Source organism: Polynucleobacter sp. GWA2_45_21, assembly GCF_001830325.1.
Taxonomy (GTDB): Bacteria; Pseudomonadota; Gammaproteobacteria; order Burkholderiales; family Burkholderiaceae; genus Polynucleobacter.
In genome coordinates this window covers 172760-185411 of sequence record NZ_MHZG01000002.1, presented here as the reverse complement: position 1 = coordinate 185411, position 12652 = coordinate 172760, and the positions used below count along the sequence as shown (strand labels likewise).

Annotated in this window: 14 protein-coding genes; 2 read left to right on the top strand and 12 right to left on the bottom strand. The window is 43.7% G+C overall.

Going from position 1 to position 12652, the window contains the following annotated elements; translation table 11 throughout:
- The gene (locus A2X74_RS04785; protein ID WP_293626066.1) at positions 1 to 582 is read left to right on the top strand and encodes a hypothetical protein; all 582 of its coding nucleotides are present in this window, start codon (positions 1 to 3) and stop codon (positions 580 to 582) included.
- A gap of 11 nt (positions 583 to 593) precedes the next feature.
- Positions 594 to 1136, top strand: a complete 543-nt coding sequence (locus A2X74_RS04780; RefSeq protein WP_293626064.1) for a hypothetical protein — start codon at positions 594 to 596, stop codon at positions 1134 to 1136.
- 144 nt (positions 1137 to 1280) lie between these two features.
- Here A2X74_RS04780 and A2X74_RS04775 read toward each other — a convergent pair whose 3' ends face one another.
- From A2X74_RS04775 to A2X74_RS04720, 12 genes are all read right to left on the bottom strand, one after another.
- Entirely contained in the window at positions 1281 to 3017 is a 1737-nt protein-coding gene (locus tag A2X74_RS04775; protein ID WP_293626060.1) for a bifunctional protein-serine/threonine kinase/phosphatase, read from the bottom strand.
- Positions 3018 to 3071: 54 nt separating this feature from the next.
- A complete protein-coding gene (locus A2X74_RS04770) occupies positions 3072 to 3884 on the bottom strand; it encodes a formate/nitrite transporter family protein (protein WP_293626056.1) in 813 nt (270 codons plus the stop codon).
- Between the two features lie 46 nt (positions 3885 to 3930).
- Complete coding sequence (nirD, locus tag A2X74_RS04765; RefSeq protein WP_293626053.1) at positions 3931 to 4242, bottom strand: nitrite reductase small subunit NirD; 312 nt, start codon at positions 4240 to 4242, stop codon at positions 3931 to 3933.
- A gap of 22 nt (positions 4243 to 4264) precedes the next feature.
- Complete coding sequence (gene nirB, locus A2X74_RS04760) at positions 4265 to 6733, bottom strand: nitrite reductase large subunit NirB (protein WP_293626050.1); 2469 nt, start codon at positions 6731 to 6733, stop codon at positions 4265 to 4267.
- Positions 6734 to 6768: 35 nt separating this feature from the next.
- Positions 6769 to 7593, bottom strand: coding sequence for a uroporphyrinogen-III C-methyltransferase (gene cobA / locus A2X74_RS04755; RefSeq protein WP_216168212.1), 825 nt, complete (start codon positions 7591 to 7593; stop codon positions 6769 to 6771).
- A gap of 225 nt (positions 7594 to 7818) precedes the next feature.
- A complete protein-coding gene (locus A2X74_RS04750; RefSeq protein WP_293626048.1) occupies positions 7819 to 9078 on the bottom strand; it encodes a nitrate regulatory protein in 1260 nt (419 codons plus the stop codon).
- Positions 9079 to 9471: 393 nt separating this feature from the next.
- Positions 9472 to 9972 (bottom strand): hypothetical protein, encoded by a 501-nt coding sequence (locus A2X74_RS04745; RefSeq protein ID WP_293626046.1) that lies wholly within the window; start codon positions 9970 to 9972, stop codon positions 9472 to 9474.
- A complete protein-coding gene (locus A2X74_RS04740; RefSeq protein WP_293626044.1) occupies positions 9969 to 10286 on the bottom strand; it encodes a hypothetical protein in 318 nt (105 codons plus the stop codon). The genes A2X74_RS04745 and A2X74_RS04740 overlap by 4 nt, the downstream gene beginning before the upstream one ends.
- A complete protein-coding gene (locus A2X74_RS04735) occupies positions 10283 to 11659 on the bottom strand; it encodes an AAA family ATPase (RefSeq protein WP_293626042.1) in 1377 nt (458 codons plus the stop codon). Before A2X74_RS04735 ends, A2X74_RS04740 begins: the two co-directional genes overlap by 4 nt.
- Positions 11656 to 12120 (bottom strand): hypothetical protein, encoded by a 465-nt coding sequence (locus A2X74_RS04730; protein WP_293626040.1) that lies wholly within the window; start codon positions 12118 to 12120, stop codon positions 11656 to 11658. The genes A2X74_RS04735 and A2X74_RS04730 overlap by 4 nt, the downstream gene beginning before the upstream one ends.
- Positions 12117 to 12356 (bottom strand): hypothetical protein, encoded by a 240-nt coding sequence (locus tag A2X74_RS04725; RefSeq protein WP_293626038.1) that lies wholly within the window; start codon positions 12354 to 12356, stop codon positions 12117 to 12119. Before A2X74_RS04725 ends, A2X74_RS04730 begins: the two co-directional genes overlap by 4 nt.
- Positions 12353 to 12595, bottom strand: coding sequence for an AlpA family phage regulatory protein (locus A2X74_RS04720; protein WP_299764681.1), 243 nt, complete (start codon positions 12593 to 12595; stop codon positions 12353 to 12355). Before A2X74_RS04720 ends, A2X74_RS04725 begins: the two co-directional genes overlap by 4 nt.
- Positions 12596 to 12652 lie beyond the last annotated feature (57 nt).

Here is a 12652-nt window from a genome sequence, read left to right as displayed (position 1 = left end):
ATGAAATTTACTGAATGGCTATTTGTCCTGATATTTGGGCTTATCTCGACCCCAGCTTTTTGCCAAAGCGATATATGTGACTACTATCTTCCCCAGTGCGCCACTAAGTTTGATCAATATAGCAAGGCAGCAAAGCAATTGGATGTTCAGGTAAAAAACAAAGAATTATCCAACCTTGAGGCAGCTCAAAAAGCAGTCGCATTATCAGACTCTCTTTATCCAAGAGATGGCCTGCTTGCCAACATCAATAGGCAAAATCTGGTGATGGCTCAATTTGCCCAGCGTAATCAGTTATCAGATGACCAAATAAGTGAGCTTGATTCCTCCGCTACAGATACCTTTCGTCAAGCGATATTGGAGAGATTTTCAGCAGCGAAAGCAGCCCAAGAAGTAGGTCAGTTTTATAGTCAATATCAGGCGACCCAGCAATATCAACCACCCCAACAAAATCCAGCCAATACTGCTGCTATAGCCACAATGCTTAATGGCATCGGCAAGGCCTTTACCAATTCTTTTGGGCAATCCATCACGCCACCACCTCGTATCTGTAATTACTACGGCAGTACAAGCTACTGCTTCTAAAGGGCCCCACCATGAATCCAGAGATAGAACAAAGAGTATCGCTTTCCTTTTGGAGAAACCTAAAGAATGGAGTTTGCACCTCTTATAGGTCCGACAGTGAAATGATTGAAGATGAGCATTGGTCTGAAATCACGAGTGCGCTTTCAATTAAAGGTCTACTTTTTAAGCCCACGGTTCGGGACTACTATTTACTGAAATGCCGACCTATCATCCATGAATTATTTACAAACCACATCACCAATCTAAGTATTTATGGATCTTCAAATCCATTGGTCGAAATAGAAGATGAAGACGCCAGAATATTTCGTTTTGATCATGCTGGGAAGCAATTTGAGACTAGTATTTTCTGGTCGATAGATGATCCATTGACCCTCAGTAGAATTCTGAGTGACGTTCGTAGCGCTAGCTTTGTCACCGCCACCATTCATCTCGTATGCAGCGACAGTTTTTTTGATTTATCCGATCCAAAGTTTGCCGAAAAAGATGAGTACGGGGAACTCGAGGTTCATCAACATGAAATTAATATCAAGCGAATTGATTTAATTTTTGAATAACTACAGTTGACTCTGTTTTTATTTTAACCAGAAAGAAGTATTCAAGTTTTAAACCAGCCTCCAAAACCTCAGCTTAATCCATCAGTCAGAAAACGACCCATAAGAGACATTCCTGGGGTCATCAAATACATGAAATTAATACTCCTAGCGAGAAAGATGACCTAAAACATTAGAAAAAATCAAAGCAGTAAACAGCAATGCAGAAATAACCTTCCAAAAAGCAATGGGGTCACGCTCAATAAACGGAACCACTCTTTTATCGATCAGCACAGCATTTGGTTTTTCGAGATCAAACAGAAATTCGGAAACCGCTTGATACCTCTCTGCTGGATTGGGGTGAACGGCCTTTCGAATGGCCTCATCAACCCACGCAGGTACTTTCGGGTTGTGCAAAGTGACGGACTCGTATACAAGTTTCTTCTGAGCCTTAGCAGTTCGAGCTCTGGAAACTTTTGAACCATAGGGAAACCGTCCCGATAGCATCTGATAGACGATCACGCCAAGAGAAAATATGTCGGAAGAAGTTGTACCCAGCCCACCTAAAAAATATTCTGGCGCAGCATATTGAGCTGAGCCTAAAAAGTTAATTTCTTCGCTTAGTAGATTCATATCCTCGATACCAGCGACCCTAGTGGCACCAAAATCAATGATCTTTACTACGCCATTCTCATCAATCATGATGTTCTCTGGCTTTAAATCTTGATGAATTGCCTCGAGACGATGGAAGGCCTGCAGACCCTTTCCTACTTGGCCAATCATCTCCCTTACTGAAACAAGATCAGGCGTGGGATTATCAGATAGCCACTGAGTCAAACTTTGGCCCTGAATATATTCAGATGCGATGTATAAGTAATTTTTCTTTCTAGTTTGTGGGCATAAATGAAGAACGTGGGGGTTATTAATTCTTCTGGCGACCCACTCCTCCACAAGAAACCGCTCTAGATAAGAGACATCATCCCTCATGCCAATAGAGGGCACCTTTAAAACAACTTGAGCTCCGGTCTCCTCATCGCTAGCCAAATAAATATAACTGCGACTGCCAATTTTGATATCCCGTAAAATTTTGTAACCATCGATAACCATCTTTTCCTCTAAATTTGGAGCAAATGGCAACTCTGTGATGCGATTACTTATTTCGTTATGGCTAATATCTTGTAACTGCTCAATGCGAATGATCTGTAAAGTGAGATTATCAGAGCTCCCTCGTTGATAAGATTGCTCGGCAATTTTTTGTGCAGCAAGATTTAAATCATCAGAATAAGTCTGAATGGCTGAGCTAATAATTTCAAAATTAGAGTATTCATATAAGCCATCAGTGGCCAGAATAAAGACATCGCCAACCTCAATATCTGTGACAGCATAGTCAACATCTAAGTGTCTATTTACCCCTAAAGCACGGGCTAAATAGCTCTTTTCAGATGACGCATATACACGATGATCCTCTGTCAGCTGCTCCAATGATTTGCGGGCGAGTTTATAGACCCTCGTATCCCCAACATGAAATATATGCGCCTTATTTGATTTAAAGATCAGGGCAGAAAAGGTGCAAACATAACCCCTATCCATATCAAAGTGATATTGACTTTGTTGGGTCTGAGAATGAAGCCAGGAATTTGTAGAGCTTAAAACTCGCTCGGCGGCGGTTTTAACAGACCAGGCTTCTGATGTTGAGTAGTAATCCTCCAAGAAACTAGATACTGCCGATTCACTAGCAATGTGGCTAACACCGCTAGAGCTGATGCCATCTGCAATTGCCGCAACTACCCCCTTACTGCTGAGTAATGGCTCCTTAGGGAAGCAAATCCCATAAAAATCTTGGTTGATTTCTTTACGACCCTTGCTTGAATATTGCCCAAGTGAAATTTTTAGCTCTTGAATCATCAAATTCCTCTCGCAATACCTTCATGATTGAAGGCATTGCGCTTATTCAGTAACTTAAACAAGTTTGCGTTTTGCGCCGGTCTTGATGTGAGTGGCATACAGAGTTAATCCTGTAAAGGCAATGCCGCCAACAAGATTACCCAACACCACTGGAATTTCATTCCAGATGAAATAATCCAAGATTGAGAAGTTACCGCCCATCATTAACCCAGATGGAAAGAGAAACATATTAACTACTGAGTGCTCAAATGTCATTGCAAAGAACAGCATGATCGGCATCCACATAGCGATCACTTTTCCGCTAACATTCGTTGAAATCATCGCACCGACCACTCCAGTAGATACCATCCAGTTACATAGCATTCCTCTGAAGAAGATGGTCATCCAACCCATAAATCCAAACTTGGCATAACCCAAAGTGCGCAATTCACCAATGTGGCCAATCTTCGCGCCAACATCATTCGGCTCCAGGCTAAATCCATAAGTAAAAATGAAGGCCATCATAAATGCAACAGTCAAGGCCCCAGCAAAGTTACCGACAAATACCAGCCCCCAGTTTCTTAAAATACCTTTTAATGTCACCCCAGGCCTTTTATCAATCAAGGCAAGCGGGGTTAATACAAATACACCTGTCAATAGATCAAATCCCAAGAGATAGAGCATACAAAAACCTACAGGGAACAAAATAGCCCCAATGAGTGGAGACCCTGTCTGAACACTTGCAGTAATAGCAAATACAGCAGCTAGGGCAAGAATTGCTCCAGCCATATACGCTCTTATCAAGGTATCGCGAGTAGCCATAAATACTTTTGACTCCCCTGCATCAACCATCTTTGTAACAAATTCAGAGGGCATTAAATATGACATGATGTATTCCTTTAATTTTGATGAATTTAAATATTTCTGTAGTGGTTTAAATGGCTAAAAAAACATTTTGATCTTCGAGCTTGATCTTGATCGAATCACAAGACCCAACATCTGGCGCAATTGCATGCCCATCTTGCAATTGGATATTCCAGGAATGCAAAGGACAGGTCACTGTCTTGCCATGAATGATTCCCTGAGAAAGGGGTCCGCCCTTATGAGGGCATTTATCGTGTAGCGCATAGACCTCGTCATCAGAGGTTCTAAAAATAGCGATATCCCCTCCGCTAGTACGCGTTACTACCCGAGACCCCAATCTAGGAATATCTTCTATTCCGCAAACTAATTTCCATTCATTCATCATTTGCTCCTTTCTGATGCGGTTATGCTTCAACTGCGATTGGGATAAATTGCTTTACTGGCTCTTTGGTCTGCATCACTTCCCACGGGTCTTTTGCATTTTTCAAGGAATCAATTAATCTTTCAAATAGATCTTTTCGGCCTTTTTCATCTTCAAGAATTTTTGATTTGGCGTAACCAAGCCCAACGCGCTCAAGATAGTGAGAGGTCCGCTCGAGATACCAACCCTCTTCGCGGTAGAGTTGCAGGAATGCGCCGGAATATTCCATCACCTCCTGATTTGTAGTCACCTTGCAGAAAAATTGCGCAACCTCAGTTTTGATACCACCATTACCACCCACATAAATCTCAAAACCCGAGTCAACTCCGATAATTCCTACATCCTTAATGCCCGATTCAGCGCAATTACGAGGGCAACCAGATACTGCAAGCTTTACCTTATGAGGCGCGTACATATCGAACAACATTTTTTCCAAGAGAATGCCAGTGTCCATTGAATGCTGGGTACCAAAGCGACAATGCTCTGCCCCCACGCAGGTCTTAACAGTCCGAATAGATTTTCCGTATGCATGACCAGAGACCATTCCGGCCGCATTTAAATCCGCCCAAACAGCCGGGAGATCCTCTTTACGTATGCCCAAAAGGTCAATCCGTTGCCCGCCAGTCACCTTTACTGTTGGTACATGATATTTTTCAGCGGCGTCAGCAATGGCACGCAGTTCTTTTGGGTTTGTTAATCCGCCCCACATTCTTGGGATCACTGAAAAAGTGCCATCCTTTTGAATATTGGCATGCATACGCTCATTAACAAATCGTGATTGTGGGTCGTCTTTAGCTTCATGCGGAAAACTAGAAATCAAGTAATAGTTGATCGCTGGCCTACACTTCTCGCAACCATTCTCATTTTTCCAACCCAAAGATTTAAAGACAGATTCTTTATTAATTAAATGCTCAGCATAGATTGCATCTCTAACAATCTGATGGGTATGCTCTGTACACCCGCACATCGGCTTGCTCTCATTGGTTTTGGGTGTATACGCCCCACCTACCGTTGACGCCAGAATTTGCTCTACTAAGCCAGTACAAGACCCACATGATGAAGAAGCCTTTGTATGCTTACGTACCTCATCAACTGTAAAGAGACCATTTTGTTTAATAGATTTAACAATCGTTCCTTTGCAAACCCCATTACAGCCACAAACCTCAGCGCTATCAGCCATGGTGGCTGCCAGATTTTGCCCTTTATGGCCAGCATCGCCCAAATGAGAGCCTGATGAATTTCCAAAAAGCAGATGGCTGCGAATTTCGTGAACACTTTGACCATCCTTCATTAGCTGGAAATACCAAGCAGCGTCAGACGTGTCGCCGTATAGAACTGATCCCACCACCCGATCCTGCTTCACCACAATGCGCTTATAAATTCCTGCCTGCCTATCATGCAATAAGATGTCTTCGGTTTCATCATCGCCGCTAAAGTTACCCGCACTGAAGACATCGATTCCGGTAACTTTCAGCTTGGTTGAAGTAACAGAGCCCTTGTATTGAGCTATGCCAATATTTGCTAAATGATTTGAGCAAACCTTAGCCTGCTCAAACAGTGGTGCTACCAATCCATAGGCGATTCCGCGATGCACGACGCACTCACCAACTGCATAAATGGAAGGATCAGTAATGGTTTGCAATGTATCGGAGACATGGATACCCCGTACGCGGCCAGATCCACAAAATAAACCGGATGACTCTGCCAGCGTGTAATTTGGACGAATGCCAGCCGCAACCACTACAAGATCAGTGGCAAGTTGCATGCCATCCTTAAACCGGATAGCCCCTACCCTACTCTCGTCTCCCTCTATCAAGGCTTCGGTATTACGCCCCAATAGAAACTTCATCCCTTTTGCCTCGAGAGAAGTCTGCAGCATATCCGCAGCAACCTTATCGAGTTGACGCTCCATAATCCAGTCGGCCAAGTGGACTACTGTGACATTCATCCCGCGTAACAAAAGGCCATTAGCAGCCTCAAGACCCAATAGACCAGCGCCAATAACAACGGCATTCTTGTAGCTTGCTGCAGCCGCAATCATTAACTCCGTATCTGCGATGTCACGATAAGCCAGTACACCAGGTAAATCTATTCCCGGAATAGGTGGCATAAAGGGGGTGGATCCCGTAGCCAATACCAATCGATCGTATTGAACCTCAGTCCCGTCATCTGAATATACTTTTTTAACGGCACGATCGATCTTGGTCACTTTTTTGCCAGAATACAAAGTGATGCCGTTTGATTTGTACCATTCCAAGTCATTTAACATGATGTCGTCTAACTTCATTTCCCCGGCTAATACTGGCGATAGCAAAATTCTGTTGTAGTTACCGTAAGGTTCGGTACCAAAGACGGTAATGTCGTACATCTCAGGATCAAGCTTTAATAATTCTTCAATGGCCTTAATACCAGCCATTCCATTCCCAATAAGAACTAATTTTTGTTTTTTCATGATCAACTTTCTGTCCGAATTTCGTGAATGGATGCTTATGCAGCTTTAATATTTTGGAAGGCAGGTGCCACCGAATCATTGGCAATTTGAGTAAGCGCCTGCAAGACATCACCAATCACGATGATGGATGGGCTGCCCATCTTTGTTTCGTGAATCTTGCTTACCATTTCCCGTAATGTGCATTTCTCAATACGTTGATCGGGCAAAGTTGCCTTTTGAACAATGGCAACAGGTGTATCTGAAGACATGGACTCCAGTAAGCCAGATTGAATTGAGTCAATCCCCGTTATGCCCATATAAATTACTAAAGTAAGCTTAGTATCTTGAGCAACTTTTCCAATTTGCGCCCAGTCCGTCGCATTTCTTCCAGGCTTGTTATGTCCAGTAATCATGAGGACACCAACAGCATAGTCGCGATGGGTTAGAGGCGCTCCTAGTGCTGTCGATGCTGCAAGCCCAGAGGTAATTCCGCTAATAACCTTTACCGGAATCCCCAAGGCTTGAAGGTGCTCTTGCTCTTCGCCACCCCTTCCAAAAATGAATGGGTCCCCACCTTTCAGTCGAACCACCTTCTCGCCTTTGGCTACAGCTGAAATCATTAATTTTTCTATATAGCTCTGCGGGGTTGAAACGCAACCGCCGCGTTTTCCAACTTGAATAATTCGTGCAGATGGGGATGCATATTGCAAGATTTCTGGATTCACAAGATCATCAACAAGCAAAATAGTTGCCTCAAAAATGGCGCGCATACCTTTGATGGTAAGAAGCTCGGGGTCACCAGGCCCCGCGCCAACAAGCGTGACACTTCCGTAACTAGCATTCAATTGAGATGTAAATCGAATGTCTTTTTCTATATTCATCATTGCCCACCCTAAGAAAATACAAATAAAAAAGACGTCCAATTACTTCCAGCGCAATGCTGAACATAATTGGACGTCTTTATCCTTTGGGCAAAACGATCTAAACAGATCGCCGCCTTAGAGTTGACCATCGTTGGCCACCTCTAAGAAGGAGATTACTTAATACCGTTAACTTGAATTTTTTTTAATGCACCGAAATTTTCAGTAATGCACGCTTAGAGTGCATCAATGCTTCAATTTAAGGAATTCAGAGAGAGAAAGAATTGATTTGGCCACATCGATCAACTTTTGATTTTGTGACATCGCCTTATCTCGCATGGCCGAATAAGCCCCTTCTTCAGACAATCCTTGGTGAGCCATAAGCATCCCTTTGGCTCGCTCAATAACCTTGCGCTCCTCAATGGTGGCCCTTACAGCCAAAAGCTCATCACCCATCGCTGATAACTGTTTTGATTGTGATTGCAAAACATCTAATATTTCCATGGATAAGTTTGAGCCGATTTTATCGATCAATACCCCATCACCTTTTCGCCCTGAAGGTAAATTAGATACTAACAGCGAGATTGGTGAGTTTGGCTGCTCATTAGATAATGCGGATAAAAGCGTATTCTGATCATTTAATTGGGTATGGGCCTCTCTAATGAGGGCGTCACATTTAGTAGCCAGACTATTGGTAAGGTATTTCTCCACCATATGCATTGCATCTATCCGACGAGTGCACATCGAAAACCATTCATCTGCATGAATAGACTCATCAACCAGCTTGGGCGACAACAGCTTTCGCCTCATCTTCTCAAACTCAATCATGGGCATAGATTTTGTCATGGCTAACCACTGCTCAACAATATCTGTCGAGGAAAAATCCTCAAATCGTTCGATGCAATGCTCCTGTAATTCAATTAAATTTCCCAGGGCTTGCAATAATTCATCGGACTTTTCAGATGCGCAGATTCTTGCGCCAGTTGCTCGCTCTAGCCCTGAAAATTCCTTGCCCTGCATCAGATGGAAAAGCGCAACTAGTCCCTTACTGACTGATGGATCGACAGCAATATCAGCAGCCTCGAATACCAGCGCTAAAAGTGCGTTTACTACCGAGCTATAAATTCCAGTCGACTCAGCGGCAGAAATTTCCTGATTCAGTATTTTTTGACGAAGTTTAGGCAAGTCATTTATTCCATGAATTGCTAAGGCCAAACGCATTAGAAACCGAGAGCTACTCACCATGCCATCTGAGCGCTTGTTAATGTCAAGCCAACAGTGCAGGCGGCCGCTTGCCCCATCAGTATTAGCGCCAAAGGCAATCCATTTTTCTCGAAAACTCACGCCTTTTGACGCAAGTAACACATTGGATGAGCCGCGCTCGCTTTGCAAACAATGCACTAAGTCGCCAGCTACGTCCATCAGCGCGCATATACGGCATAACTGTTCAAGCTCGTTAATTCGGCATTGCTGAGCTTGTGCTACGTAATTCAGTGCGATTTTCATTACCCTAAACTTCTCAATAAATTTAATTTAGCCACTTGATTTTTCTAGAGCGGCCAGCTTTGCCTTGAGCTCGCGCCTCTCACTCAACTTCAAATTTAGAGCGGCATGGTCCCTCATTGGATCCTTCATCTATACCATCTACTTTTTTGGGGATGAATGCTGCTCTAATTCGTTAGAGAGGACGACTGTTACGCAGGATTAAAGAAATCAAGTGCTGTAACAGTTATCAGCCTTAATGTGCTTTTAAGCATACATCACTTAAAAGTCACTAGAGCATAAAAGCGCACTGTAATGGGGCTATTGTGGCGCATTAAAGGACCGCTTCTGGCCGTTAATTGCCGGTCAAAATTCGTGAAATATCAATTTTAATAAGCTGAAAAGAGAACAAATAACTCACTCGCCAATAACTAGGTACGTCTCAAGTGCTGCAATAACGACAGTTTTATACTCCAGATCAATATCCCATGCTTGGTCGACCTGCTCGGTGATGTAATTTCTCTTGAGTACTGTCTGATAGTCAATCCCACGAACCCCACAAACCTCTTTTAAGGCTGCAAAATGAGCAGCAATCATTCTCTGTCCTTTTGCAATTAACTCGGCACAATCATCCTCATTCTTTAGCTCATCCTGAATATGAGCGTACGCCATCCTCAAAACATCCACGCTATAAACATACTGAAGTCGCCAGTACTCACAACTCCAATGAAGAGTGGCGGTATGGATATTTTCTAAGGCATTATTAAATTCAGCATCCAGCATGGAGTAGGTTTTCCTGGGAACTACTGATTGGATCCGTAGCGACTCCAATTCATTGCCTATATCGGCATACGCTACGGCAGCCAGCTGATGGTTGGTCATGTGCTCATAAGCAGCATTTAATGGTCTTTGATTCATTTTTTGAGTTTCCTAATTTTGTTCACCTGATCGATTACTTCCACCCTACGCTGCAGCTCGCATGTCTCATGGGCTTTGCGCACCATGTCTAAGACATAGGCCAAACGCGTGCCATCTTGCGTATCAATGCGCCCCATCCTCATATCCCTATAGAGCCTTGCCATCTCCATCCGGATCGTTTCGGCATCATTGAGCCTGATTTTGCTCATGCTATTGACGGGGGTAGGGGTCGAGGCTTCGCCATGTCCCAATTGGCTCTGAGGGCGATCTTCAGGCCTGTTTTGATCATCCAAACCGGCATTAAAGGAATTCATAAAACAATACCCCAATCAAAATGATCTGCATCAGCCTTGCAAGTTAAATTCCCACCTGTCTGGCCATAATTCCCAGAATCCCAGTTGTTCAAAGCACGGGAATTATGAGAATTATTGGGAATATTGGAGTTTTTACTATTGATCGATAACATCCAAATACTGCGCCTTGAGCTGGCAAAGCCCTCTACTTTTGCTACTAATTTCAGCGCATCTTTTGCCCTATAAAGAGATGAGTTTCCATATCCGTTCGCCCTAGCAAGATCAGCGATAACCTTTTTCTCTTGGCTACCACCCACATCCTCTAAATATGATTTGAGCCACTGAGCACAATCCCCCAACTCAGAACCATTTTCTCCATCAAAATCAACTGCCTCGGCATTACTAATAATTTGATGGGAACTTCCTTCAATTGGCCCTTTCCAGGTCACAATTGAAGTGTCGATTCCGTTGTACTGAGTCTGCTCAACCGAATATAAAAAGCCTCCATCCCTTGCGCTTAAGTTTGTTTTAAGCCTTACTAACACTCGATCTCCAGTATCTTTATCGATGATGGTGCCCCATACCATCCTAGGCAATGCAGTAAATGCTTGGGAACCTAACACTCGCTCAGCAGGATCCTTTCCTTGTCCACCTTTACTGAAATGGGAGATGCCAATAATGGCGCATCGCTGGTTTTGTGAAAACTCCACCAATGGGTCAAGCCCCTCTCTCACATCATTAGCTTTATCTGAGTTTCCCTTTACCAATCCGATAATCGGGTCAAGCAAGATTAAGACGACACCGCCAATAGAATCAACCACAGTCTTGAGACTATCTAAATCTGTTGCTGCATTAAAAGTGCGATCATCACCATCTTCTCGTACGGATTTGAGAATGTATATTCTCTCCAAATCCGCACCCATAGCCGCCAATCTTGGCATCAAAATATCTTCAGGATCATCTTCACTTGACCAGATCAATACGTTGGATCTACCCAAATATTTTTGGCCACTAGGGAAGGTTCCACCGCTCGTAATAGCAGCTGCAATACCAAGTGCTAACGTGGTCTTCCCAGTACCCCCAGCCCCAGCCAAAAGTGTTAACTTTCCCATTGGTAGCCACTGGTCTATCAACCAAGTGATGGGTCGCATTTCGACATTTGAGCCCTTCATGAGTTGTACCTCTATTTTTGACTTAGCTTTCTGAGTAGGTGCAGTACCCGTCTTTTTACTATTCACTTGACCCTTTCCATACTCAGCAGGATCTCGAGGGTTATACAAGCCATCAGTCATAGAAGGTGGATCAATTAAATCAGGTAATGATTGATCGGAAACAAATTCATCCACTTTTGCCTGCAGTCGCTGAATATTTTTCATGCTTTCGAGGTTATTCATAAATAGAACCCCTCAATCATCTGAATACGACCACAAGCCTCAAGCAAACGCTTTTGATCACTTTGAGTCAGCCGATAATTGTGCCCCATACTAGAGGCAAAACCAGCTACCAGAAGGGATTCATACCCAATTAAAGTCAGCGCATCTCTTGGTGATAATGGGGTCGGTCTAGGAGGCTTAGATGATACTTTCCCATCTTCAATCCAACACCCTAAATCCTTACAAGCGGTTACAAAATCCCAGGCTTTAATTGCACGGTGGTAACTCATTACATCACCCCCTTTTGCACCACAACCCGCCATGCAAGAGAAGGCGCCACTCATTAAATTAATCCGCATCGAATCGCTTCCACCATGAAATACGCAGGATGTAGTGACCCATTTCTTACCTTTTGACAGCTTCAGACCCTGGCTTTCGTAATAACTCTGAGGGTCAGGCAAGCGAGATCTATCAAAGCTCATAGCGCGCCCCTGAGTTTGTCAGCAATTTGGGCTACCGACCAAAGCAGGCGATTGCCAATTTTGGTAGGTCTAATGCCGTAGGCTTCGCCTGTTAAAGAGTAGTTTTTTCGAACCGTTTGGCTTGCCACATTAAATACCTGGGCCACTTCAGGCGCAGGAATAAAATCGCGTTTACCTGCAATGTCCAGCAATCGATGCAAAAAGTTAGCATATAAGCCAATTAGGATGTCGCTCATTTAACACATCTCCTATCGGCCTCTAACATGGCAACCAACTCTTTAATTTCGGATTCTGATTTGCCGGCAATCCGCGCGAGCAATACCGCCTCTAATTCTGACTTTAGCCAACCGGCGGTTCTTGGCGATGCAAAAATTGGCTTAGGAAGCGTCCCCGCCTTAATTTGACGGTAAATCGTAGCCGTACTCTGCCCCGTTTGTTCCCTCACCTTGGGTAACCGTAACAACTTAATATCCATTTGATTCTCCATTTTTCGATAACGCACGATGCGTTATGCGATTAAGAGAGATCGTAA

Excerpts from the sequence above, each read along its gene's own strand:
- A2X74_RS04785 (WP_293626066.1), top strand. The coding sequence starts at position 1 with ATGAAATTTACTGAATGGCTATTTGTCCTGATATTTGGGCTTATCTCG.
- A2X74_RS04780 (WP_293626064.1), top strand. The coding sequence starts at position 594 with ATGAATCCAGAGATAGAACAAAGAGTATCGCTTTCCTTTTGGAGAAAC.
- A2X74_RS04775 (WP_293626060.1), bottom strand. The coding sequence starts at position 3,017 with ATGATTCAAGAGCTAAAAATTTCACTTGGGCAATATTCAAGCAAGGGT.
- A2X74_RS04770 (WP_293626056.1), bottom strand. The coding sequence starts at position 3,884 with ATGTCATATTTAATGCCCTCTGAATTTGTTACAAAGATGGTTGATGCA.
- nirD (WP_293626053.1), bottom strand. The coding sequence starts at position 4,242 with ATGAATGAATGGAAATTAGTTTGCGGAATAGAAGATATTCCTAGATTG.
- nirB (WP_293626050.1), bottom strand. The coding sequence starts at position 6,733 with ATGAAAAAACAAAAATTAGTTCTTATTGGGAATGGAATGGCTGGTATT.
- cobA (WP_216168212.1), bottom strand. The coding sequence starts at position 7,593 with ATGAATATAGAAAAAGACATTCGATTTACATCTCAATTGAATGCTAGT.
- A2X74_RS04750 (WP_293626048.1), bottom strand. The coding sequence starts at position 9,078 with ATGAAAATCGCACTGAATTACGTAGCACAAGCTCAGCAATGCCGAATT.
- A2X74_RS04745 (WP_293626046.1), bottom strand. The coding sequence starts at position 9,972 with ATGAATCAAAGACCATTAAATGCTGCTTATGAGCACATGACCAACCAT.
- A2X74_RS04740 (WP_293626044.1), bottom strand. The coding sequence starts at position 10,286 with ATGAATTCCTTTAATGCCGGTTTGGATGATCAAAACAGGCCTGAAGAT.
- A2X74_RS04735 (WP_293626042.1), bottom strand. The coding sequence starts at position 11,659 with ATGAATAACCTCGAAAGCATGAAAAATATTCAGCGACTGCAGGCAAAA.
- A2X74_RS04730 (WP_293626040.1), bottom strand. The coding sequence starts at position 12,120 with ATGAGCTTTGATAGATCTCGCTTGCCTGACCCTCAGAGTTATTACGAA.
- A2X74_RS04725 (WP_293626038.1), bottom strand. The coding sequence starts at position 12,356 with ATGAGCGACATCCTAATTGGCTTATATGCTAACTTTTTGCATCGATTG.
- A2X74_RS04720 (WP_299764681.1), bottom strand. The coding sequence starts at position 12,595 with ATGGATATTAAGTTGTTACGGTTACCCAAGGTGAGGGAACAAACGGGG.